Annotated in this window: 15 protein-coding genes; 8 read left to right on the top strand and 7 right to left on the bottom strand. The window is 67.9% G+C overall.

The genetic code is table 11. The features are described 5' to 3' along the window. Positions 1-44 precede the first annotated feature (44 nt). The 6 genes from VGI12_18735 to VGI12_18760 all read right to left on the bottom strand — a co-directional run bounded on the left by VGI12_18735 (position 45) and on the right by VGI12_18760 (position 7,725). Positions 45-1,955, bottom strand: coding sequence for an HD domain-containing phosphohydrolase (locus VGI12_18735; GenBank protein ID HEY2434715.1), 1,911 nt, complete (start codon positions 1,953-1,955; stop codon positions 45-47). A 47-nt stretch (positions 1,956-2,002) separates the two neighbouring features. Next, complete coding sequence (locus tag VGI12_18740) at positions 2,003-3,760, bottom strand: S8 family peptidase (protein HEY2434716.1); 1,758 nt, start codon at positions 3,758-3,760, stop codon at positions 2,003-2,005. 235 nt (positions 3,761-3,995) lie between these two features. Further along, positions 3,996-5,075: a glucose 1-dehydrogenase gene (locus VGI12_18745; protein ID HEY2434717.1), complete on the bottom strand. Its 1,080-nt coding sequence runs from the start codon at positions 5,073-5,075 to the stop codon at positions 3,996-3,998. Positions 5,076-5,080: 5 nt separating this feature from the next. Next, the gene (locus tag VGI12_18750; GenBank protein HEY2434718.1) at positions 5,081-6,016 is read right to left on the bottom strand and encodes a proline dehydrogenase family protein; all 936 of its coding nucleotides are present in this window, start codon (positions 6,014-6,016) and stop codon (positions 5,081-5,083) included. Between the two features lie 21 nt (positions 6,017-6,037). Continuing rightward, the gene (locus VGI12_18755) at positions 6,038-6,826 is read right to left on the bottom strand and encodes an SDR family oxidoreductase (GenBank protein HEY2434719.1); all 789 of its coding nucleotides are present in this window, start codon (positions 6,824-6,826) and stop codon (positions 6,038-6,040) included. Next, positions 6,811-7,725 carry a dihydrodipicolinate synthase family protein gene (locus tag VGI12_18760; GenBank protein ID HEY2434720.1) on the bottom strand — a complete coding sequence of 305 codons (915 nt, stop codon included), beginning with the start codon at positions 7,723-7,725 and terminating at the stop codon, positions 6,811-6,813. The genes VGI12_18755 and VGI12_18760 overlap by 16 nt, the downstream gene beginning before the upstream one ends. A gap of 39 nt (positions 7,726-7,764) precedes the next feature. On the opposite strand from VGI12_18760, the gene VGI12_18765 reads away from it, so the two are divergent. The 6 genes from VGI12_18765 to VGI12_18790 all read left to right on the top strand — a co-directional run bounded on the left by VGI12_18765 (position 7,765) and on the right by VGI12_18790 (position 16,232). Then, complete coding sequence (locus VGI12_18765) at positions 7,765-8,286, top strand: hypothetical protein (GenBank protein ID HEY2434721.1); 522 nt, start codon at positions 7,765-7,767, stop codon at positions 8,284-8,286. A gap of 51 nt (positions 8,287-8,337) precedes the next feature. Then, entirely contained in the window at positions 8,338-10,824 is a 2,487-nt protein-coding gene (locus VGI12_18770; GenBank protein HEY2434722.1) for an ABC transporter permease, read from the top strand. Between the two features lie 204 nt (positions 10,825-11,028). Beyond that, positions 11,029-12,678 (top strand): Ig domain-containing protein, encoded by a 1,650-nt coding sequence (locus VGI12_18775; GenBank protein HEY2434723.1) that lies wholly within the window; start codon positions 11,029-11,031, stop codon positions 12,676-12,678. Between the two features lie 52 nt (positions 12,679-12,730). After that, positions 12,731-13,537: a glutamate--tRNA ligase family protein gene (locus VGI12_18780; GenBank protein ID HEY2434724.1), complete on the top strand. Its 807-nt coding sequence runs from the start codon at positions 12,731-12,733 to the stop codon at positions 13,535-13,537. Between the two features lie 97 nt (positions 13,538-13,634). Further along, a complete protein-coding gene (locus VGI12_18785) occupies positions 13,635-15,092 on the top strand; it encodes a CoA-acylating methylmalonate-semialdehyde dehydrogenase (protein HEY2434725.1) in 1,458 nt (485 codons plus the stop codon). Between the two features lie 9 nt (positions 15,093-15,101). Next, complete coding sequence (locus VGI12_18790; protein ID HEY2434726.1) at positions 15,102-16,232, top strand: hypothetical protein; 1,131 nt, start codon at positions 15,102-15,104, stop codon at positions 16,230-16,232. Positions 16,233-16,236: 4 nt separating this feature from the next. Here VGI12_18790 and VGI12_18795 read toward each other — a convergent pair whose 3' ends face one another. Further along, positions 16,237-18,510 carry a DUF5916 domain-containing protein gene (locus VGI12_18795; GenBank protein ID HEY2434727.1) on the bottom strand — a complete coding sequence of 758 codons (2,274 nt, stop codon included), beginning with the start codon at positions 18,508-18,510 and terminating at the stop codon, positions 16,237-16,239. Positions 18,511-18,566: 56 nt separating this feature from the next. Here VGI12_18795 and VGI12_18800 point away from each other — a divergent pair, with 56 nt between their 5' ends. Both VGI12_18800 and VGI12_18805 read left to right on the top strand, forming a co-directional pair. Further along, a complete protein-coding gene (locus VGI12_18800; protein ID HEY2434728.1) occupies positions 18,567-19,436 on the top strand; it encodes a nitrilase-related carbon-nitrogen hydrolase in 870 nt (289 codons plus the stop codon). Positions 19,437-19,536: 100 nt separating this feature from the next. After that, positions 19,537-21,894, top strand: a complete 2,358-nt coding sequence (locus tag VGI12_18805; protein HEY2434729.1) for an ABC transporter permease — start codon at positions 19,537-19,539, stop codon at positions 21,892-21,894. The last annotated feature ends 130 nt before the right edge of the window (positions 21,895-22,024 follow it).

The following is a 22,024-nucleotide window of genomic DNA, read 5'->3' on the forward strand; positions in this document are numbered from 1 at the left end:
CAAACATCTCTCGTGTCACACACTGGCCCATGCTGGACGCGATATCACCCTCTGGCGCCGCCTCGAATCAACGTCAACGCCGCGGCCGGCGGCGCCAGCGTCGCGTCTGTCGAGATCGTGGCGGCGAGCGCCGGCGCGAGGCGCGCCCCGAGCAATTCGAGCAGCCGCAGATGGTCTTCCGAGAACGCATTGGCGTCGGAACGGTAAAGCGTCAGGATCGCCACCAGCGTCGACGACTCCACCAGCGGCAGCGCGAGGCACGAGCGGAGTGCCGGCGTGCGCTCCTCGCCGCTGCGGGCCGCGTCGATCGCCGGATCCGCGTTGATCGCTGGGCGCAGCGTCGCCGCGACCCAGCCGGTGATGCCGGTGCCGGTGGCGCACCGCATTCCGCGCAGCGTGGCGGCGTGCGAGCCGGTGGCGTAACGGACCGCGACCTGATCGTGATGCGGGTCCGGGACGAAAATCGCGAGCGCGTCGCAGGGCAGCACCTGCGTGAGAATCGTCCACAGCAGCGCGCCGACATCCGCGACGCCGGCGTTGCCGCCGATCGCCCGCGACAGGCTCGTCACTGCCAGGAGGCCGTCGGCGACGCCGGCGTCCACCGACAGTGGCGGCTCAGGATCGGGCGACACGCGATCGATCGCGCGCGCGTCCCCGATCGCGCGCGACGCCGGATGCGGCGTCGGATCGAAGGCGGGCATGATGCGCGTGTAGTTCGCCATGAAGGCATCGACCACTGCCGGGTCGTACATCTTCCCGCGGCGTTCGCGCAGGATCGCCAGCGCCTGCGCGTCGGTCATGCGGAGACGGTACGGGCGATCCGAGGTGAGCGCGTCGAAGCAGTCGACCACCGACAGGATGCGGGCGCCGAGCGGGATGGCCTCGCCGACGATGCCGTCGGGATAGCCGGTGCCGTCCCAGTTCTCGTGGTGATGGCGGACGATCGGCACAACCGGATATGGAAAATGGATGGCCGACAGAATCTCCGCCCCGATCGGGGCGTGCCGCTTCATCTTCTCGAACTCGGCCGGCGTCAGCCGCCCGGGCTTGTTGAGGATGTGCTCGGGCACGGCAATCTTGCCGGTATCGTGCAGCAGCGCCGCCGCTTCGATCGCCTGCAGCGTCGTCGCATCCGTCACCCCGATGAACCGCGCCAATGCCAGCGTCCCCTGCTGCACACGGCGGACATGGTCGTGGGTGACCTCGTCCTTGGCGTCGATCGCCGTCGCCAGCGTCTCGACCGTCGAAAGCAGCAGGCGATTGAGCTCGTCGACGTGCTGCTTGGCGTCCTCGAGCCGGCCGAACGACGACTGGAACGTCAGGTAGCAAATGGCGAGCAGCGGCAGAATCAGCGCAATGGCGGTGAAATGGAGTTCACGGAAGGCCAGCACCAGCAGCAGCGCCACCGCGGCCCCCGCGACGTAGCTGGGAAAGAGCGGCCAGTAGTGCTCCGTCCAGACCGCCCGGACCGAGCGCACCTGCGACAAGCCGATCGCACTCGCCGTCAACAGCGTGTTGACGCCGAAGTAGACCGTCGTCATCGCGGCGACGTAGAGCACCACCGTTGCCGGCGGAGTGGCGCCGCCGTAGAGCGGCGACGCGCCGCTCAACAGAAAAAAGGCGCGCCCTGCCGCCCACATCGAGAGCCCCAGATTGGAGAAGTTGAAGAGCGTCTGGGTCCGGGTCATCCGCCAGCGCACCGAGATGCGGATGCCGTCGAGCGCCAGGGTGATGACGCCGACCTCAGGTCCGAATAGCAGCATCGAGGCAAACGCAAAGGCCTCCGACACCGAGAACCGCGTCTCGATCGACGGGATCTTCAGCGTCAGCATGCCGCTGGCGATCGTCAGGATCGCGAACAACAGCCACGCCGCCGGCACGGTCGCCCGCACGAGTGTCAGCGCGCTGGTCGACACCGCGAGCAAACCCGCGGCGCTGACCAGCGCGACAAACACTGCCGCGCCAGCCGGCAGGCGGCGGCCGCCGTCTTTCGCGGGCGAGCTCAGTGTCCGCCTCCCGCGGCATTGCCCCACACGATGTAGCTGCCGTCGCTCGTCTCGCTGTTGCCCCAGACAATGTATTGGCCGTCCGGCGACTGAAGGTTGTTGCCCCAGACGATGTAGTAGCTGCCGGAGTAATTGGCGACGTTGCCCCAGACGATGTAGTTGGCGCCCGTCATCGTCAGCGAATTCGACCACCCGAGCAGGTTGAGCACGCCCGGCTCGGACGGAGTCGTGAGATGGAACAGCCAGGTCAAATCGACCAGGCCGAGCAGGCGGATGCCGGAACGGTCGTAGATCCGCTCGATCAGCGTGCCGGTGTCGCGATAGGTCGCGCCCGAAGAGGTCCCGAGGAGCGAGGTCAGCGGCGTCAACAGATTGGTCAGCAGGCCGGTCTGCGCGAACTTCAACGCCTGCGCAAAATCGACGCTACCGGTGCCTGAGGCCACGAGGCCGGCGGCGGGCATGAAGTGCGCGCCCATCTGGATCGAGAGCCTCACCTGCGCGGGCGAGAGCCCCGGATACGCATTGAGCAGCAGCGCGGCGCCGCCGCTCACGACTGCCGTCGCCATGCTGGTACCGCTCAGGCGCAGGTAGGAGTTCTTGCCGCTGCCGGCGACGTGCCACTGCGGATAGGTGCGGCTGATGTAGGAGCCCGGGACCTCCATCGAGGTGATCCGCGCGCCCGGCGCGACGATATCGGGCTTGGCGACCCAGTCGTACTGGGTCGGACCCTTCGAGCTGTACGGCGCCACGACATCGTCCGACGGGTCGAGCGTGCCGTTGGTGTCGAGCGCCCCGACGGTCAGCGCGAGCGGCGAATTGCCGGGCGAGGTGATGCCGCCGAGGACAGGCTGCCCGGTGCTCGTCACGCCGTAGTTGCCGGCCGACACCACGACGGTAATGCCGGCCGCGACGGCGCGCGCCACCGCCTGACAGAGCGGATCGGTCGCCGAGGGCTCCGAGACCGGATGCCCGAGCGACAGGTTGATGACCTTGATGTTGTAGGTCGAGCGGTGTGCCACGGCCCAGTCGATGCCGGCGATGACGTCGCTCGTCAGACCGCTGCCGTTCGACCCGAGGACCCGCACGTCGATGAGCCTGGCCGACGGCGCGCTGCCGCCGTTGAATTCGGGAGTGACGCCGGCGGCCGCCGTCCGGTTGCCGGCGACGATGCCGGCGACATGCGTCCCGTGACCGAAGGGATCGCCCGTGACCCCCGGCTCATCGCTCACGAGATTCACATGCGCCACCACGCGCGTGTCGAGAGCCGTGTGCGAGGCAATGCCGGAATCGACGATGGCAACGCCGACGCCCGCGCCGGTGTCGCCGGACGTGCCGAACAGGCCGAGCAGGCCGGACGTGCCCTGCCAGACCGAGGTCGCCTTGGTGACGTCGTTCGTGACCGCCAGGTCGGCCGCCACGGCGAGATCCCCGGAGATGTGCGTGTAGAGCGGATTGCGTTCGAGCTCCGCCAGCTGGCTGTCGGAGACCTCGATCGCCACGGCGCCCCCGAGATCGCGGCGCAGACGGCCGAGCGCCCCGCCGCGCAGCAGCCCGAGGCCGTTGTCACCCCCCTGGACGATGACGCGGTGGGTATGAAGTTGTGCCGGATGCTGGGCGAGATCGCTGGAGACAGTCGGGGGACCGTCGGATCCATTCGCCGGCTGCTGGCCGGCGGGCTGTGATCCCCACAGCAGAAGAGCACATAAGACGACAGGAAAGACACTCAGGCGGTTGGCGAAGGATCTTTTGAGCATTCGTTGGTCCATTCCAGATCAGTAACGACCCAGGCAGAGCAACGATCAGTCCATCGCCGACCCTTGAGAATCAATCACTTACGGCATCGACGATTCGCTCATTTGGTTCAGTATGGGACACGATGTCCGGGCATTCGAGCGACACGTCGATGTAAGTCGCTATTTATCAGAAACTTACCTGCATTGTTCCAGATCGGAACAGGCGTGCCGAATTTAGCACACGGGCTTAGGGGGTTCAGCCGGCGATCTCGAGCGTGGCCTTGATGCCGCTACCCCGCTGTTCGAACCATTTCTTGTGGTCCTGCCACGGAATCGGATCGGTGAGCAGGCGCTTCAACGCGCCGGGCCACTTCTTCTCGATGCGGACGAAGTCGCGGACACCGGCGCTGAAGTGCCGCGCATTCGCGTTGACGCTGCCGAACACCACCTGGTTGCCGAGCACCAGGCGCTGGTTGATCAGATTGGCCGGCACCGGCAGCGTCTTGTCTCCACTCGTCACCGAGAGCAGGCAGAGCACGGCGTTGCGAGTGAGGATCTCCATTGCCTCGAACACCACCTGTGAACTGCCGGTGGCTTCAAACACGAGATCGGGTTCCCCGATCTCCTTTATCGCGTCGGTCAGCGTGCGGCTGGCGACCGACACGTACTCGGCGCCCAGTTGCCTGACGATCTGCGCGCGCACGTCGGCCGGGTCCTCGCGGCCGATGACGACCGTCCGCAGGCCGCGCGCGCGCATCACCGCCGCCGCCAGCAGGCCGATCGGGCCGGCGCCGAGCGCCAACCCGAGCCCCGGCTTCCACACCTTCATGCGGCGCTGCAGCAGATAGGCGTGGTCGATGCCTTTCTCGACGACCGACATCGGCTCGAGCAGCACCGCGATATCGCGAATCGACTTCGGAATACGGTGCAGGTACTGCGGCACCTCGGCGTAGTACTCGGCCATGTAGCCGTGCCGACGCATGATGCCGCGCTCGGTGTACTGCCCGCTGCTGCACATGTCGTTCTCGCCGGCCTTGCACTCGGCGCACATCCCGCAAGGACGCCGGACGGTGGCCACCGCCAGGTCGCCGGGCTTCCAGCCGCGGACCCGCCGGCCCACCGCTTCGACGACCCCGAAGTTCTCGTGGCCGAGGATCAGATATTCGCTGCCGGCGGGCGCCTGACCGTAAATCCCGTGCTCGATCTCGGCGTCGGTCGCGCACAGGCCGACCCGGATCGTCTTGACCACGACGTCGCCGGCTCCCATCGGCGGGTCGGGCATGTCGCGCATGTGGATCGAGTCGGCGACCAGCGGCTGCACGACGATGGCCTTCACAGCGGTTAGCCTCCGAACAGGTTCTTCAGCACGAACGCGACGTTGGCCGGCCGTTCCGCCAGGCGCCGCATGTACCAGGGATACCAGTATTCGCCGTAGCTGATGAGGACGCGGACGCGGCGGCCGCTCTGAGCCAGCCGCTGCTGCTGCGCGCGCTGGATGCCGTAGAGCATCGCGAACTCGTAGGCCGACGAGGGCACCCCCTGCTGATCGACGTAGGCGAGCAGCCGATCGGCGAGCGCTATATCGTGCGTCGCGATGTGCAGGAGCGTGCCGGTGTGGCGGGCGTCCTCCCGCATCAGCCGCGTGCACAGAGCGTAGAAGTTCTCGTCGACGTCGGCCTTCTTCGGGTACGCGAGGTCCGCGGGTTCGAGATAGGCCCCCTTGACGATGCGAATGGCGGGACCGAGGGGAATCAGGGATTCGATGTCCTTCGCCGAGCGATAGAGGTAGGCCTGGATGGCGAGACCGACCCCCTTGAAGCGTTCCTTGCTCTTGCGGTACAGCGCCAGCGTCGGGTCGACGTAGGGAGAGTTCTCCATGTCGATCCAGATCGGCACGTTGCCGAGCCGCTCTCCCTTTTCGCAGATCCGATCGAGATTGCGCTGACACTGCTCGGCGTCGAGATCGAGGCCGAGTTGCGTCGGCTTGACGGAGATCTGCGCGTCGAGACCGGCGGCCTTCACCTTGTCGAGCGCGTCGAGGTAGTGCTGGGTCACCCGCTCCGCTTCGTCGAGCCTGGTCACCCCCTCGCCGAGCCGCGTCAGGATCGTGGTGATGCGCTGCGGCGCGAGCGTCGCCGCCGCGGCGAGCGCGTCCTCGATCGTCTCGCCGGGCATGAACGCCGACACCGAGCGGCGGACGAACCGCCGCTTCGTCGCCTGCTCGCGCAAGAACGTAGACGTCGACATCGCCAGCAGGACCTTACGACTCAGCGACATTGCCTCTCCGAGGACAGCGCGCTACAGCACGCTTTTGATCTGGCCGCCATCGACCTGCAGCGTCGCGCCTGTGATGTAGGACGCGGCGTCGGAGAGCAGAAACGCCGCGGCGCGGCCGAACTCCGGCGGCTCACCATAACGTCCGGCCGGAATCGCCCCGATCGACTTGCGTTTCGCCTCCTCGGGGGTGATCCCCGACTTCTGCGCCGCGAGCTGGTCGAGGTGCTTGACCCGGTCGGTGTCGACCCGGCCGGGAATGAGCTGGTTGACGCGGATCCGATCGGCGGCGAGCTCCAGCGCCAGCGTCTTGGCCAGACCGGAGACGGCCGACCGGACCACGGTCGAGAGCCCGAGGTTGGCAATCGGTTCCTTCACCGATCCCGAGGTCGACATGAGGATGGCGCCACCGCCGCGTTGCTTCATCGACGGGACGACGGCGCGCGCCATCCGGAGCGCGCTGAACAGCAACAGGTCAACGGCGTTCTGCCACGCGGCATCGTCGAACGCGAGCGCCTGGCCGGCGGGCGGGCCGCCGCCGTTGGTGAGCAGCAGATCGACGCCGCCGAACCGCTCGATGGTCTGCTGCGCCCATCGCGCGATCTGCGCGGCATCGCGGACGTCGACCACGGTACCGACGACGGTGCCGCCGGACGCCGAGAGCCGCTTCGCGGCGTCGTCGATCGACGCCTGGGTCGTCGACGAGATGGCGACGATCGCCCCTTCGCGCGCCAGCGCCTCCGCCACCGCGTATCCGAGGCCGCGGCTGGCGCCCGCAACCATCGCAATCTTGCCCTTCAGACCGAGATCCATTCCATGCCTTTCTGCGAGGTGACCCACGTCAGCATGCGGTCGAGCGCCTCGGTCGTCGGCGCATCGAGCCCGCCGCCGGGCGCGCGTGTCGCGGCGCTCTGCAGCACGCCGCGGCGCCGCAGCACTTCCTTGCGGATCGCCATGCCGATCCCTTCCTGGAACTCGAAGCGCATCAGCGGCACCGCGCGATAGAACAGGTCGGCGGCGGCGTCCCGTTCGCCGGCGTTCCAATAGCGCATGATGCGGACGAGGATTTCCGGGAACGCGAAGCCGGTCATCGCGCCGGTGGCGCCCGAGATGAGCTCCTCGAGCAGGAACACCCCGCCGAGACCGCCGAACACCCGAACCGGGGTACCAGCCGCCGCCTCGAGGATGCGGGCGGTCTTGAACGGAGTCGGCGGATCCTCCAGCTTGATCGTCCGCGCGGCAGGGATCTCCCTGGCGATCCGCGCCAGCAGCGACGCCTCCATCGCAAACCCGGTGATCGGCGGATAGTCCTGCACGACGATCGGCAGGTCGACGGCGTCGGCGAGCGCCTTGTAGTGCGCGACGACGGCATTCGAGTTGAGCTTCGCCATGCGCGGCGGACTCACCATCACGGCCGCGGCCCCGAGCGACTTGGCCTGGCGTGAATACGCGATGCACGTCCGGACACCGTCGGCGGACGTCCCGGCCACCACCGGCACGCGGCCGGCTGTCTGCGTCAGTACCGCCTCGAGCACGACCGCGCGTTCGTGCTCCTCGAGGCGCGCCACCTCGCCGGTCACGCCCAGGGCGGTCAGCCCGTTCACCCCTTTGTCGAGGAAGAGATCGACGACCCGGCGCTGGCTGTCGAGATCGAAATCGCCGGCGTCGGTAAATGCCGTCGGGATAATGGAATAGACACCTGCAAATGGCATGGCTAAAGAAGGAAATCATACGTCACGATAAGAAGGAACATGAAATCCGGAACCAGCGCCGCTCGCGGGGTGTCGTCCGCTCGCCCGTTCGTCCTGGTTGTGCTTTTCGCCGCCTCGCTCGCGGCGGCCGGCTGCGATCTCCTGCCGAACAAGGACAGCTCGACGACCCCGACTACGCCGACGCCGACGACCACGACGCCGACCGTGTCGATGGACGCGTTTGCCGGAACCTGGCAGTCGGTGACCGCGAGCACGCCGGCGACCGGGTGCGGAAACCTCAAGTACACGGTGACTCCGACGACCGCGACCGCCGCCAACGTGTCGTTCACCGGCACCTGCGCCGGCAACATCACGGTCAGCGGCTCCGGGGCCGGTACCCTGTCGGGTTCGTCGATCGACTGGAGCGCCAACGGCCTCGTCTCGCAGGGCAACGTCAACTGCCCGTTCACGTTCACCAACGGCAAGGCGACGCCCGGCGCCGACACCACCACCATCGTGGTCAGCTATAGCGGGACGGTGTGCGGCATTCCGGTCACCGGCACGGAAAACGTCAAAAGGTAGGCCGGACATCGCCGCCGCCAACCCTCTGGCCGCCGCGCCCGTCCAACGCGCATGGCCGATCTCCGTGATGCCCTGCGGGCGCTGAAAGCCACCCCTGTCGTCACCGTGGTGGCGATTCTGTCGCTGGCGCTGGGGATCGGCGCCAACACGGCGATCTTCTCGCTCGTCAACACCTTGATGCTGCGCAGTCTTCCCGTCCGCGAACCGCAGCGGCTGGGACAGATGATGAGCAGTCCCCGGCGCGCGTCCTTTACGAATCCGCTGTGGGAGGTGCTGCGCGACCGCGAACGCCAGCTCTTCGACGGGGCGTTCGCCTACGCCGTCACTCGCTTCAACCTCACGCGCGGCGGCGAAGCCAAGCAAGTCAATGGCGTGTTCGCGAGCGGCGGATACTTCGACGTCCTCGGCGTGCCGGCGATCCTCGGGCGGACGTTCACGGTCGAGAACGACGTCCGCAAGGGAGCCGGGCTCGAGGCGCGCCAGGTGGCGGTGATCAGCTACTCTTTCTGGCAGCAGCACTACGGCGGCGCCGCCGACGTCCTCGGCAAACCGCTCGAGCTCGATCGTGTTCCGTTCACGATTGTCGGGGTGACCGGTCCGGAGTTCACCGGCATCGATCAGGGGACCTCGGCGGAGGTGTTCATTCCGCTCGCGTCGGAGCCGCTCATCCGCGGCGCGAGCGAAAGCGCGATGGACCAACGCAGCTGGTGGTGGCTGCGCGTCATCGGTCGGCTCAAGCCGGGCGACACGATCGATCGCGCGACGGCGGCGGTCCGCGGTCTCCAGCCCCAGCTCCGCGAGGCGACCCTGCCCAACTGGCGTCCGCAGCAGCTGGCCACCTATCTCAAGGATCCCTTCGTGGTCCGAGCGGCGGCGAACGGCCCCAACAACCTCGGGCGTCAGTACCGCGATCCGCTCTACCTGATCATGGTCGTCGTCGCGCTGGTGCTGCTCATCGCCTGCGCCAACATCGCCAACCTGCTGCTGGCGCGCGCCAGCGCCCGCCGCCACGAACTGAGCGTGCGGGTGGCGCTCGGCGCGTCCCGATGGCGAATCGCGCGCCAGCTGTTGATCGAAAGCGCCGTGCTCGCGATCGCCGGCACCGTGCTCGGCCTCGTATTCGCGCAATGGGGCGCGCGCCTGCTTGTCTTCGAGCTCTCGGGGGCGACGACGGCCGCGGCGCTCGACGTCGGCCTCGACTGGCGCGTGCTGCTCTTCACGATTGGCCTCGCCGGCGCGACCACCCTGCTCTTCGGCATCGTGCCAGCCTTGCGCTCGACGCGCGTCGCGCCGAGCGAGGCGATCAAAGAGCAGGGGCGCTCGGTCGTCGGCGAATCGCGCTTCGGCCTGGGCAGCTGGCTGGTCGCCGCGCAGGTGGCCTTGTCGCTCGTCCTGCTCGTCGGCGCCGGCCTGTTCCTGCGCACGTTCTCGACGCTGGCGCACGTCCGCCTCGGCTTCGAGTTCGACCCGATCATCATGGTCTCGGCGAATGCGAAGCGGAGCTCCGTCGATCTCACCACCGGCCGTACGGCGCTCTACGGGCGCCTGCGGGAGACGGCTGCCACCGTACCGGGGGTCAGAGACGCGGCGCTCCTCAGCATCACGCCGCTCACCAACAGCTCGTGGGACACCCTCATCCAGAGTCCAGAGGGCCTGTCGCTGCCCGAGAGCGAGCGCGATGTCTACGTCAACGAAGTCAGTCCGGGCCTCTTCGCGACCTTCGGCACGCCGCTCCTCGCCGGACGCGACTTCACGCCGGCCGACAACCTCGCCGCGCCGCGCGTGATCATCGTCAACGAAACGTTCGCCAGGAAGTACTTCGGCGGCGCCAGTCCCATCGGACACTGGGTGCGCAACGAGCCGACCCCCAGGAGCAATAACCCGCCGCGGCTGCAGATTGTCGGCCTCGTGCGCGACAGCGTCTACGACTCGCTGCGCGACGCCATCCCGCCGACGATGTACCAGGTGTTCACGCAGAACGAACAGCCGGGTCCGAGCGCCACGATCGTCGTCCGCGCCGCCGCCGGCTCGCCGGCGCTCCTCACCCGCAGTCTGGCCGACACGCTCGGCCGGGTCGATGGCGACGTCTCCCTGACGTTCTCGCCGTATCGCGACAGCGTCCGCGCGGCGACGGCGCAGGAACGCGTGCTGGCGATGCTTTCGGCGTTCTTCGGTGGACTGGCGCTGCTGCTCGCCGGCCTCGGTCTCTACGGCGTCATGTCGTACGCCGTCAGCCGGCGCCGCACGGAAATCGGCATTCGCATGGCGCTTGGTGCCGGTCCTGGCGGCGCGGTCCGACTGATCCTCCTCCGAGTCGCCGCGCTCGTCGGCGCCGGCATCGCCGCCGGCACGCTCATCGCGCTGTGGGCGGCAAGGTTCATGGCGGGGTCGTCGCTGATCTATGGCCTGCAGCCGCGCGATCCGTCGACGCTCGCGACCGCGGCCGTCGTCCTCGCCGCGATCGGCACGATCGCCGGCTACCTGCCGGCACGCCGCGCGTCCCGCATCGACCCCGCTCGCGTGCTGCGGGAGGGCTGAGCGCCGGCCCTTGACCGTCGCGGCAGGCGCTTTCTTACAGCAGGGCGCCTTGCCACGCGACAGCCGCGGATCCGGACACCTGCCACGCGCGCCGGCACCGGCGCTGGCCTCTCCGCGAAAATGCTCCAGATGCGGCGGAAAACCGTCAACGGCTGAGCTGAGCGCTGATGTGGTCGCCAGGTTGCAGGGCTGGCAGAGGCGTCCATGTTCCTTGCCACACTCCTCGCGTGCACGCTGGCACAGGCTCCATCAGCGTATTCGGCGGTCACCGATCGCGGCCCGCGCCAGACACCCGCGCTCGTGCGGCTCGGCCAGGCAGGTTTTTCCTTCAACGATCCGGTCTTCGGTACGCGAACCTGGCGGGTCACCGATCGGCTGACCCGTCCGGACGCGCCGGACCGCTCGTATCGGACCCCGTCGGCTTCGCACCAGAACGCCTGGAGCGCCGACAGCTCCTATTTCTACGTCGTCTCGACCGACGGCACGGTCGTGCCGTTCGCCTTCGATCGCGGCACCGGACACTTCTCGCGGCTCGACGCGCTGACGTTCTACATCGAGCCACAGTTCAGCTACGTGAACGACTCGGTGATCTACGGCAGCGTCGGCGGCGGCTCGCTCCGCACGCTCGATCAATACGATTTCGGCAGCGGCCAGTATTCGCGGCTGCTCGATCTCGACGCGCTCGTCCCTGGCCTGCAGAAGACCTACGTCGGCGGCATCGCGTCGAGCGCGGGTCCGCCGGAGCGGATTCTCGCGTTCTTCGGCGGCACCGCGCAGGACCAGCATCACTACGTCGTCGTGTTCGCCCACGACAACCCGCAGCAGCGGCTGCTGCTCGACACGACGGCCTCGACGGTCAACGGGAAACCGCTCGCAACGGCGCTCAATTTCAAGCTGCACCATGCCACCATCGACCGCAGCGGGCGCTACGTCGCGCTGTATCCGACGGCCGCCGATCTCGCCGCGCCACGCAAGGCGGCGCAGGTCTTCATGTGGGACACGCTCGACAACACGATAACGGCCATGCCCCTGCTGCCGGCGCATTCCGGCGGACACGATGCCTACGGCTACGGCACGGCCGTCAATCAGGACTGCTGCGCGCAGAACAGCGCGTGGGACGCCGCGGAGTGGCAGCTGCGCCAGCTCGACGATCCGATCGCCTCGCGCGATCTCATCCAGCCGCTGCTCACGCCGAAAGAGATCAGCCTCGCCGATCACCCGTCGTGGAACAACGCGCGTCCCGATCGCCTCGTGCCGTTCGTGTCGGGGACCTACCGCTATGGGACCAACGCGGTCGAGTGGCGTCCGTGGGACGACGAGATCGTGGCCGTGCAGACCGACATCGGGGACGGCAGCGCCGAAGTGTGGCGGTTTGCGCACCATCGGAGCGACGTGCGCAATGACGACGACCCGAGCGCGACGTCTTTCTGGTACACGCCCCGCCCCAACGTGTCGCGCGACGGCCGCTGGGTGCTGTTCACCTCGAACTGGGGAAAAACGCTCGGCGCCGATCCGAAGGGCGCGGCCGGCGAGCGGGCGCGCCAGGACGTCTTCCTGTTGCGGCTGAGCGCCATCGACGACGACAGCGACGACACGCCATGGGCTCCCCTGCAGATCACGACCGGTTCGCTTCCGGCCGCCAAAAGCGGGCGTGCCTACACGGCGCTGCTGCAGGCAACGCGGCCGGCAACCTGGCGCGTGACCTCAGGCGTCCTGCCGCCTGGCCTGACCATCGCTCCGTCGGGTCAGCTGTCCGGCACGCCGCGCACGTCGGGTCAATGGACCTTCGAGGTGACCGCCGCCGAAACTGCCGGCTTCACCTCGCGAACACTCCTCCTCGTCGTCGCTCGTTAGCCCCATCCCGACGCGTGCCCGGGCGGCCCATCCCCGCGCGGTACACTGGCCCGTGCTCACGCGTTTCGCGCCAGCCCCAACCGGGTGGCTTCACCTCGGGCACGTGTTGAATGCCGAGTACGTCTGGGGCGCAGGCGTGGGCGTCCTGCTCCGGATCGAGGACCACGATCGCGAGCGCTGCCGTCCCGAGTACGACGCCGGCATCCTGGCGGATCTCGACTGGCTTGGCTACCGCTATCAGCTTCCAGTCGTCCGCCAGAGCGAACGTGACGCCGTCTATCTCGATGCAGCCGCCACGCTTCGGGCGCAAGGCCTGGTCTACGCCTGCGACTGCACGCGCGCGCGGCTCGCAGAGGCTCGACAGACGTCGGAGGCGATCGAACTGCGCTACGACGGACACTGTCGTGACCGCGGACTGCCGCTGACCGGCGCCGCTGTGGGCTGGCGCGTGCGGATGGACGCGGGCGTCGAGCACTTCGTCGACGGCCTGCTGGGCCCACAGACGCAGGATCCGTCCGCACAGTGCGGCGATCTGCTGATCCGCGATCGACTCGGCAACTGGACCTACCAGTTCGTCGCGGCGGTTGACGACTTCCGTCAGGGAATCGATCTCGTGATCCGCGGCGTCGATCTCCTCGCCTCCACGGGCCGCCAGATCCGGCTCGCCCGTCTGCTCGGCCGCGCCGTGGCCCCCGAGTTCCGCCATCATCCGCTGGTCATGAAATCGGCAGGCCAGAAGCTGAGCAAGTCCGACCGTGACACCGGCATCCGCGACCTCCGGGCGCGAGGGTGGACGCCCGAGCAGGTTCGAACGGCGGTTCGCAGCGCGGAATCGACGGGAGATCGGGAAAATCGCTAGAGATTGTCTGAAAAATGGGCGCGACTGAGCAGAAGCGTCGGATGAAATCAGATTCTGCCGCCCGCCTGTTCCTCCTGCGGTATTCTCCGACGTGACTATGAGCACTCCGGAGATCGTCCAGAACTTCATCGGCGGCACGTGGGTCACGTCGCGGGCGGCCGAGTCGGTCAACGTCTACAACCCCGCCACCGGCGAGATCATCGCAACGGCCCCGCTGTCGAGCGCCACTGAGGTGGACGCCGCGGTGAGGGCGGCCGCCGCCGCGTTCCCCGCCTGGCGCGACACGCCCGTCGTTCAACGGGCGCGCGCGATGCTGCGCTTCGTGCAGCGGCTCGAAGAGCACTTCGAAGAACTGGCGCGCCAGGTGACCACCGAGCATGGCAAGACGCTCGGCGAGGCGCGCGGCAGCGTGCGCCGCGGCATCGAATGCGTCGAGGTCGCGTGCGGCGCGCCGTCGCTGATGATGGGCTACGGGATGGAGCAGATCGCCGGCGGCGTCGACTGCACGGTGTTCCGACAGCCGCTGGGAGTCGTGGCGGCGATCACGCCTTTCAATTTTCCAACCATGGTGCCGCTCTGGTTCCTGCCGTTCGCGGCAGTCACCGGCAACTGCGTGATCATCAAACCGTCGGAGCAGGTGCCGCTGTCGGCGCGGTTGCTCTTCCGGCTTCTCGAGCAATGCGACATTCCGCCCGGGGTCGTCAATCTGGTGAACGGCGGACGGGAGGCGGTCGAGGCGATCTGCGATCACCCGGGCATTCGCGCGGTGTCGTTCGTCGGTTCGACGCCGGTCGCGCGCGCCGTCTACCAGCGCGCCTCGCACGCCGGCAAGCGCGTCCAGGCGCTCGGCGGCGCCAAGAACTTCGTGGTGATCATGCCCGATGCCGACTTCGAGAAGTCGATCGAGGCGATCACCGAGTCCTTCTACGGCTGCGCCGGCGAGCGCTGCCTCGCGGGCAGCGTGCTGGTGCCGGTCGGCGAGGCACACGCCGAAGCGCGCGACCGGCTCGTCGCCTCGGCGAAGAGCCTCAAGGTCGGCGACGGCATACAGCCGGGCGTGACGATGGGGCCGGTCATCAGCGGCACGCATCGCGACCGCGTCAGGCGCTACATCGACAAGGGAGTGGCGGAAGGCGCGAAGCTCGTGCTCGACGGCCGCGGCGTCGCCGTGGCGGACCGCGACGAGGGCTTCTTCGTCGGCCCGACCGTGTTCGACGACGTCTCGCCGAAGATGGCCATCGGTCACGAGGAGATCTTCGGTCCGGTCGCGTCGATTCACGCAGTGCGGACGCTCGCCGATGCGGTGGCGCTGCTCGAGGCGCATCCCAACGCCAACGCCGCATCGATCTTCACGTCGAACGGAGGGCACGCCCGCGAGTTCGCGCGCCGGTCGACGGCCTCGATGGTCGGCGTCAACATCGGCGTGGCCGCGCCGATGGCCTACTTCCCGTTCGGCGGCGCCCGCGACAGTTTCTTCGGCGATCTCAAGGTCCACGGCCGCGACGGGTTCGAGTTCTACACCGACAAGAAGGTCACGATCGCGCGCTGGTGGTAGGGGGACCCGATGCAGCCGACGCTCTCGACGACGTTCACCGGCATTGAATTCGAGAACCCGTTTCTGCTCGCCTCGGCTCCGCCGACCGAATCGGACTCGAACATTCTCCGTGCCTTCGAGGCGGGCTGGGGCGGCGTGGTCGTCAAGACGATCGGCATGCACCCGGTCGTCAACGTCAAGGGGCCGAAAACGCGATTCCTCCGCTCGAGCGCCGACAGCGCCCGCATCTCGATGGACAAGCGCCCTGGCGCCGCGCTTCACTCGTCGTGGAACTGGGAGCTGATCTCCGACAAGCCGCTCGACTGGTGGCTGCCGCGCCTGCGCCGCATCAAGCAGGCCTTCCCGCACAAGGTGCTGGTCGCGTCGATCATGGCCGGCTCCGAGGACGACCGTGAAATCGACCATTGGCGCCAGTTGACCGTCGCCTGCCAGGAGCAGGGGGTCGACGCCTTCGAACTGAACCTGTCGTGCCCGCACATGGATCGGGTCGACATGGGATCGAACATCGGGCGAAATTGCGCGCTCATCGACACGGTCGTCCGCGCGGTGAAACAGGTGGCGCGCCGGCCGGTCTGGGTGAAGCTGACCCCGACGACGACCAACATCGCCAAGGAGGCGGAAGCGGCGTTCAACGCCGGCGCCGACTCGATCACCTCGTCGAACACCTTCACCTCGCTGCCGCCGATCGATCCCGAGTCGCTCGACTTCGAAGTGAACGTCGACGGCCTGGTGTCGTACGGCGGCCTCGGCGGCCCGGCGATTCTGCCGTTGTCGCTCGCGAAGATCGCCCAGATGAGCACGGCGTTTCCGGAGCGCAGCTTCTCGGGGATCGGCGGTATCTCCGAGTTCCCCCAGGCACTGAGCTACTTCCTGCTCGGCTGCGGCACCGCACAGGTGTGTACCGCCGCGATGCTGGATCACGCGATCGGGCCCAACGTGATCAAGGGCCTGCTGTCAGGAATGCAGGCGTTCCTCGAGACGCACGCGGCGCGCGGCTGGAGCCGGCTCGACGACTTCCGCGGCCTCCGCCGCGACCGGATCGTCGCGCATTCGCAAATCCGGCGCCCCGACGCGCGGGAGTACCACGGCGGGCACGAGGCCGCGGAAGGCTATGCCGCGCCGGTGATCCCGAATCCCTGAGTCGCTATCGCTGCAGGGCGTAGGACAGTTTCACGAAGAATTGCCGATCGACCGGCTGCAGCCCGTGAACCGGATCGGGCGGCGACGGCAGGTCGCGATCGTCGCCATAGCCCACGAACATCACCGATTGCCAGTTCAATTTGTAGGCGAACAGCAGCGAGCCGCTGAAGCTGCCGGACTTGGCGGGGACGTCGAACGTGTAGAGCGATGGATCGCGCGTCGTCTCGACGTACTGGCCGATCGCGCGCACGAACATGCGCGACGTGAACGTGTAGGTCGCCTTGACGTGCGACACCTGCTCGGTGAGGAGGTGACCGGTGACGGCGGCGGCGTTCGCGTCGAGCGAGCGCGTGTTCTGGATCAGATCGAGCGACAGGTGATCGGTCGCCACCACGGTGCCGCGCAGGTTGAGCGTGTAGCCGGTCGCCGGCCGCGCGTTGTCGAAATCGATGTCCTGGCCGAAGGTCGTGTCGACGAAGAGCAGCGCGAGGCGGCGCGTCGGGCTGAACTGCACGGTGAAGCCACCCTGCTGGCGTCCGATCAATTCGTCGCCGGCGCGGGTGCGATCGCTCGTATAGCGGACCTGCACGAAGCCGTTCCACTTGGTGTCCATGCCGAATCCTGGCTGCGCGTTTTCGGTGATGATGCGGCCGTCGCGGTCGGCTTGGTACTGGGCGCTGAAGAACGTGCGCTCGCGGGAAATCGCCCCCTTCGGGTGCACCGTCCAGCCCGTCGACACGTTGCCTTGCCGGTAGCCGACCTGCGGCACGAACCCGAGATCGGCGCGGAAGCCGTCGGTGATGTCGGAATAGCCGCCGAACATGTCGAAGTGCCGCGTGTTGCGCGTGTAGTAGGTCTGCAGCGCCGTCCCGCTCTCGCGGCGCCCGTCCCAGCTCTCGTCGAGATCGGGTTGGTTCGGCGTCTGCGTGGTGCTGTACAGCACCTGGCCGGTCACGACGTCGGCGGCGTTGGGACGCCATTCGAAATCGGGGCCGACGAGGCGGTTGTAGCCGCCGCCGCTGCTGGTGATCTCGCGATCGGTGACGAGCGCCCCGACGAACGACCGGCCGATCTGCTCCTTGACGCGACCGATGGCATTCATCGAAGTGAAGTCCTGCGGCGCCGACGACGATCCGTTCGAGCCGGGCAGGATGACGAGCCCGCCGCCACCGTCACGGGCGACGAGCGCGGTGTAGCGGAGGTTGCCGTCCTTCCCGGTCAGCCGTGTGCCCCAGGTCGGGTCGGTGATCGTGCGCGTGTAGACCGCCTGGATCGGCGTCTGAAACAGGTCGACCCCCTCGAGAAAGAACGGGCGCTTCTCCGGATAGAACAGCGCGAACCGCTCGTTGGCCGAGATTTGCGCCGTGTCGGACTCGATCTGCGAGAAGTCGGGCCTCACCGTGAGATCGAGCGCGTGATTGGCGTCGGGGCTGTACTTGACGTCGACGCCGATACGGCCGTCAACCGGATCGTTCTTGAGGGGCGCCCCCTCGACGCCGCCTTCGGGATGCGCGGTGTCGCTCGCGCTGGCGTAGGGGGCGGCCACCAGATGGCCGCCCGCCGGCAGGTGTTCGAGTCCCTCTAGGTCGGTGACGTGGCAGATGAAGCAGTTGCTGCCGCGCGGCATGACCGCCGACGCAAACTGGTAGCGGAAGTTGCGCGGATAGTTGCGCATCAGGATGATGCCCCACTTCTGCGGATCGACGCGCGGGTAGCGCAGCGTCGAGAACGGGATCCGCATCTCGAGCGTCCAGCCGCGATCGGTGATCTTCGCCGCCGAGTCCCAGAAGAAATCCGGCGACTGGTTCTCCCCCGTCGCGTCGTCGGTGACGGCGTCGTACTGCACGTTGCGCGGACTCACGAAGAACTCGATGGCGGTCCGCTTCGTCGACTGCGTGTCGATGATGATCCCGCCGAAGTCGGTGTTGTTGCCCGAAATGCTGTCGTGGTCGCCGTACGGCGCCCGAATCGCCGCCGGGGCGGGATCGTCGAACTCGAACGCCACGTACAACGCCCGATCGTCGTAGGTCAGATAACCGACGCTCTTGACCGGCGGCTCGTTGTTGTCACCGGGCTGCACTTCGTACCATCGTTCCACCCTGGCCGCCGTCCGCCAGGCTTCGTCCGAAAGGTCGCCGTCGATCTTGATCGGACTGGCCGCACGGGTCAGTCGAAACCCGGCGGCGGCGGGAGGGGCTGGAGCGGGCGTCTGCGCGGACGCGGGGACGGCAGCCGCGAGAACCGCCAGCAGGACGAGACGGATCCAGGAGCCGTACATGCCGTGATTAGACGCAACTATGCTACGTTTCGGTTCTTTCCCGGGAGGCCGACACAATGCCACGGACGGTTCGAGCCGGCTTGATTCAGGTGAAGTGCGACGTGTCCCTCGACGGGGCCACCGCCGACGTCAAGCAGCGGATGATCGACAAGACGCTGCCACTCGTCGAGGATGCTGGCCGTCAGGGTGTCCAGGTCCTCTGCCTGCAGGAGCTCTTCTACGGGCCATACTTCTGCGCCGAGCAGAAGACGAAGTGGTACGAGCTGACCGAGGAGATCCCGAACGGCCCGACCACGAGGCTGTTCCAGGACGTCGCCCAGCGGCTCGGGATGGTCGTCATCGTCCCGATCTACGAGGTGGAGAACACCGGCGTCTACTACAACACGGCAGCGGTCATCGACGCCGGCGGCGCCTATCTCGGCAAGTACCGCAAGCATCACATCCCGCAGGTCGCCCCAGGTTTCTGGGAGAAGTATTACTTCCGTCCGGGCAACACGGGCTATCCCGTGTTTCAGACCGCGGTAGGCAAGGTCGGCGTCTACATCTGCTACGACCGGCACTTTCCCGAAGGGGCGCGCATCCTCGGCCTCAACGGTGCCGAGATCGTCTTCAATCCGTCCGCGACCGTCGCCGGGCTGTCGGAGTATCTTTGGAAGCTCGAGCAGCCGGCGCACGCGGTCGCCAACGGCTACTTCGTCGGCGCGATCAACCGAGTCGGCATTGAAGCGCCGTGGAACATCGGCGAGTTCTACGGCCAGAGCTACTTCTGTGACCCGCGCGGCCGCATCGTCGCGGAAGCCAGCCGAGATCGGACCGAGCTCGTCGTGGCCGATCTGAATCTGGATCTGATCAAGGAAGTGCGCGACACCTGGCAGTTCTACCGCGACCGCCGGCCGGAGACGTACGGCGCGATCACCAGCTTGTAGCGCCGGGGACCGGTTGCTGCGGCGGACCTGACAGGTCCGCCCTACGACCCGTAGGTCGGGTCTTCAGACCCGGCGATGCGGCGGCGATACAATGGCCGCCATGTCCGCGATCGATATTCTGATCCGCGATCTGCGGGACGCGGTGCGCGGCATGCGGCAGCGGCCCGCTTTCACCGCACTGGCCGTGCTGACGCTGGCGCTCGGCATCGGCGTGAACGTTGCCGCGATGGCGGCGGCGTACGGGATTCTGCTGCGCCCGCTTCCCTATCCGTCTTCCGAGCGCATCGTCATTCTGACCCTCCTGTTCCCGGACGGCGGCGACCTCGATTTTTCTCCGGACGAAGCCGGGGAGTGGCTTCGCCGCCTCGATGGCGCGGAAGCGGCCGCCGCCTACTACACGCGTGACGTGACCGTTCGTACCGGGTCACACAGCGCAGTGGTGCGTGCCGCGTTCGCCACCGATCGGTTCTTCGACGTGTTCGGCGCGGCAGCGCCGCGCATGACACGCCTCGCCTCCGATGACGACTCGGTGTGGGTCGGGGCCGGCCGGGTCGCCGAGGTGCTCGGCGGCGAGAAGCCGCGGGCCGTCGGCACGACGGTCACCATCGGTGACGCGCCGCGAACGGTGGCCGCGGTGCTTTCGCCGGAGTTCGGATTTCCGAACGAGCAGATCGGCATCTGGCTGCCCTGGCGCGTCGCACCGTTCGAACCGGGCTATGCCAAGATCGTCGCGCGGCTGAAGCCAGGCGTCACGCTGGCGCAGTTTCGCGACACCGCGGCGCGGGTGGCGCGCGACCTCAGAACGGATCCGGGCAATGCCATCTCGATCACGCCGCTCGGTGAGTCCGTCATCGGCGGTCTGCGGCGTCTGCTCCTGGTCGCGTTCGCCGGATCGCTCCTGGTGCTCGCCGTCGCCTCCGCCAATGTCGCCACGCTCTTCATCGGTCGGGACATCTCCCGGCGACGCGAGTTCGCGACCCGGCTGGCGCTCGGCGCCGGACGCGCCGATCTCGTCCGCCGCATCTTCGTCGAACTGTCCGTCGTGGCGATCGCCGGCGCCGCGGCGGGTCTGCTGCTCGGTCAGCTGGCCCTCACCCGGTTCGCCGCGGCCGCCGGGACAACTTTCCCCCGGCTCGGCCAGGTCCGCCTCGACATCGCGGTCGGAGTGGCGACCGTTGTACTCGTGGCCCTGGCCGTCGTGCTGAGCGGCAGCATTCCCGCCTGGCACGCCGCGCGCGCGGATTTCACGGCATTCCTCAAGCCATCATCGTCGTCGCGACCAGCGGTGTGGGTCGTGCGGAGGCTGCTGGTGGTCGCCCAGATTGCCTGCTGCTGCATGCTGCTCGTCGGCGCCGGCCTGCTGATACGGACGGTCACCGCACTCCTTCACGAGGACGCCGGCTTCGACGGGCATCAGGCGCTGTCGGCGAAGGTCGCGTTGTCGGACAAGGTCCTTGCGGGTTCCGAACGATCCGCGTTCGTTCGGGACCTGCTCGATCGAACGCGTGCGCTACCAGGCGTTCGCGGCGCCGGCCTCGGCAGCTCTCTGCCGCCGCGCACGCCGCCAGTCTCGATGTCGATCGCCTTTGAGAATGACGGCAGGAGGCGGAGCCTGATGGTCAACGTCGGCAGCGCGACACCGGGCTTTCTGCCGGCGCTCGGCGCACGCTTCATCGCCGGCCGCGACTTCCAGGACGCCGACAACCAGTCGCCGGTCGTGGTCCTGAGCGCATCGCTCGCCAGATTCTCTTTCCCCGGCCTCGATCCGATCGGACAGAAGTTCGTGAAGCTGCCGTCGATGTTCGGCGTCGCCGGCGTGCCGCGAGTCATCGGCGTCGTCGCCGACGTCAAGTACAGCGGTCTCGACGCTCCCGCTGGCGGCGCGCTCTACCTGCCGTGGAGCAGCCGGCCGTTCGGCACCGGCTACCTGGTCGCTCGCACGGCGTCGGATCCGCGGCGCTCGCTCGCGGACGTCAGGCAGGTCATCGCCAGCATCGATCCCGCCGTGCCGGTCCCCGAGCTGCTGACGCTCGACGGCATCCAGGCGGAGTCGATCGCGGCGCGCCGCATGCGCGCCATCCCCGCCGCGGCGTTCGCGCTGCTCGCACTCGCCGTCGCGGCGGTCGGCGTGATGGCCACGCTCTCGACGCTGGTCGCCGAGCGGCGGCGCGATCTGGCGATCCGCGCGGCGCTCGGCGCCTCACCGGAGCGGCTGATGTGGACGATAGGCAGGCAGGGCCTGACGCTGACGGCGATCGGTATCATCGCCGGCCTGGGAGCCGGCGCCATCGCCGGACGCGGGTTATCGTCGCTGCTTTACGGCGTACGGCCGTACGACGCGGCGACGTTCGGCGTTACGGCGGCCGTCGTGACGCTGGTTTCGGGATTGATGACAGCGGCCTGCTCGTCGCGAGCGCTGCGGATCGATCCGATCGCCGTGCTGCGGCAGGACGCCTGACGAAAAGCCGGGTCCGAAGACCCGGCCTGCCTCGCTACTCGGCAGGCTCGTGCTTTATCTAAATTACAGCTATGTTTATCGGTCTTACATGATATAAGATACGACTCGCGCCCGCCGAATTCGGCGCTTT

It is taken from the genome of Vicinamibacterales bacterium (assembly GCA_036496585.1).
Lineage (GTDB): Bacteria > Acidobacteriota > Vicinamibacteria > Vicinamibacterales > 2-12-FULL-66-21 > JAICSD01.

What these genes read in the sequence shown, in the direction of transcription:
- VGI12_18740 (HEY2434716.1), bottom strand. Translation starts at nt 3,760, where the DNA reads ATGCTCAAAAGATCCTTCGCCAACCGCCTGAGTGTCTTTCCTGTCGTC.
- VGI12_18750 (HEY2434718.1), bottom strand. Translation starts at nt 6,016, where the DNA reads ATGTCGCTGAGTCGTAAGGTCCTGCTGGCGATGTCGACGTCTACGTTC.
- VGI12_18755 (HEY2434719.1), bottom strand. Translation starts at nt 6,826, where the DNA reads ATGGATCTCGGTCTGAAGGGCAAGATTGCGATGGTTGCGGGCGCCAGC.
- VGI12_18760 (HEY2434720.1), bottom strand. Translation starts at nt 7,725, where the DNA reads ATGCCATTTGCAGGTGTCTATTCCATTATCCCGACGGCATTTACCGAC.
- VGI12_18765 (HEY2434721.1), top strand. Translation starts at nt 7,765, where the DNA reads ATGAAATCCGGAACCAGCGCCGCTCGCGGGGTGTCGTCCGCTCGCCCG.
- VGI12_18770 (HEY2434722.1), top strand. Translation starts at nt 8,338, where the DNA reads ATGGCCGATCTCCGTGATGCCCTGCGGGCGCTGAAAGCCACCCCTGTC.
- VGI12_18775 (HEY2434723.1), top strand. Translation starts at nt 11,029, where the DNA reads ATGTTCCTTGCCACACTCCTCGCGTGCACGCTGGCACAGGCTCCATCA.
- VGI12_18785 (HEY2434725.1), top strand. Translation starts at nt 13,635, where the DNA reads ATGAGCACTCCGGAGATCGTCCAGAACTTCATCGGCGGCACGTGGGTC.
- VGI12_18790 (HEY2434726.1), top strand. Translation starts at nt 15,102, where the DNA reads ATGCAGCCGACGCTCTCGACGACGTTCACCGGCATTGAATTCGAGAAC.
- VGI12_18795 (HEY2434727.1), bottom strand. Translation starts at nt 18,510, where the DNA reads ATGTACGGCTCCTGGATCCGTCTCGTCCTGCTGGCGGTTCTCGCGGCT.
- VGI12_18800 (HEY2434728.1), top strand. Translation starts at nt 18,567, where the DNA reads ATGCCACGGACGGTTCGAGCCGGCTTGATTCAGGTGAAGTGCGACGTG.
- VGI12_18805 (HEY2434729.1), top strand. Translation starts at nt 19,537, where the DNA reads ATGTCCGCGATCGATATTCTGATCCGCGATCTGCGGGACGCGGTGCGC.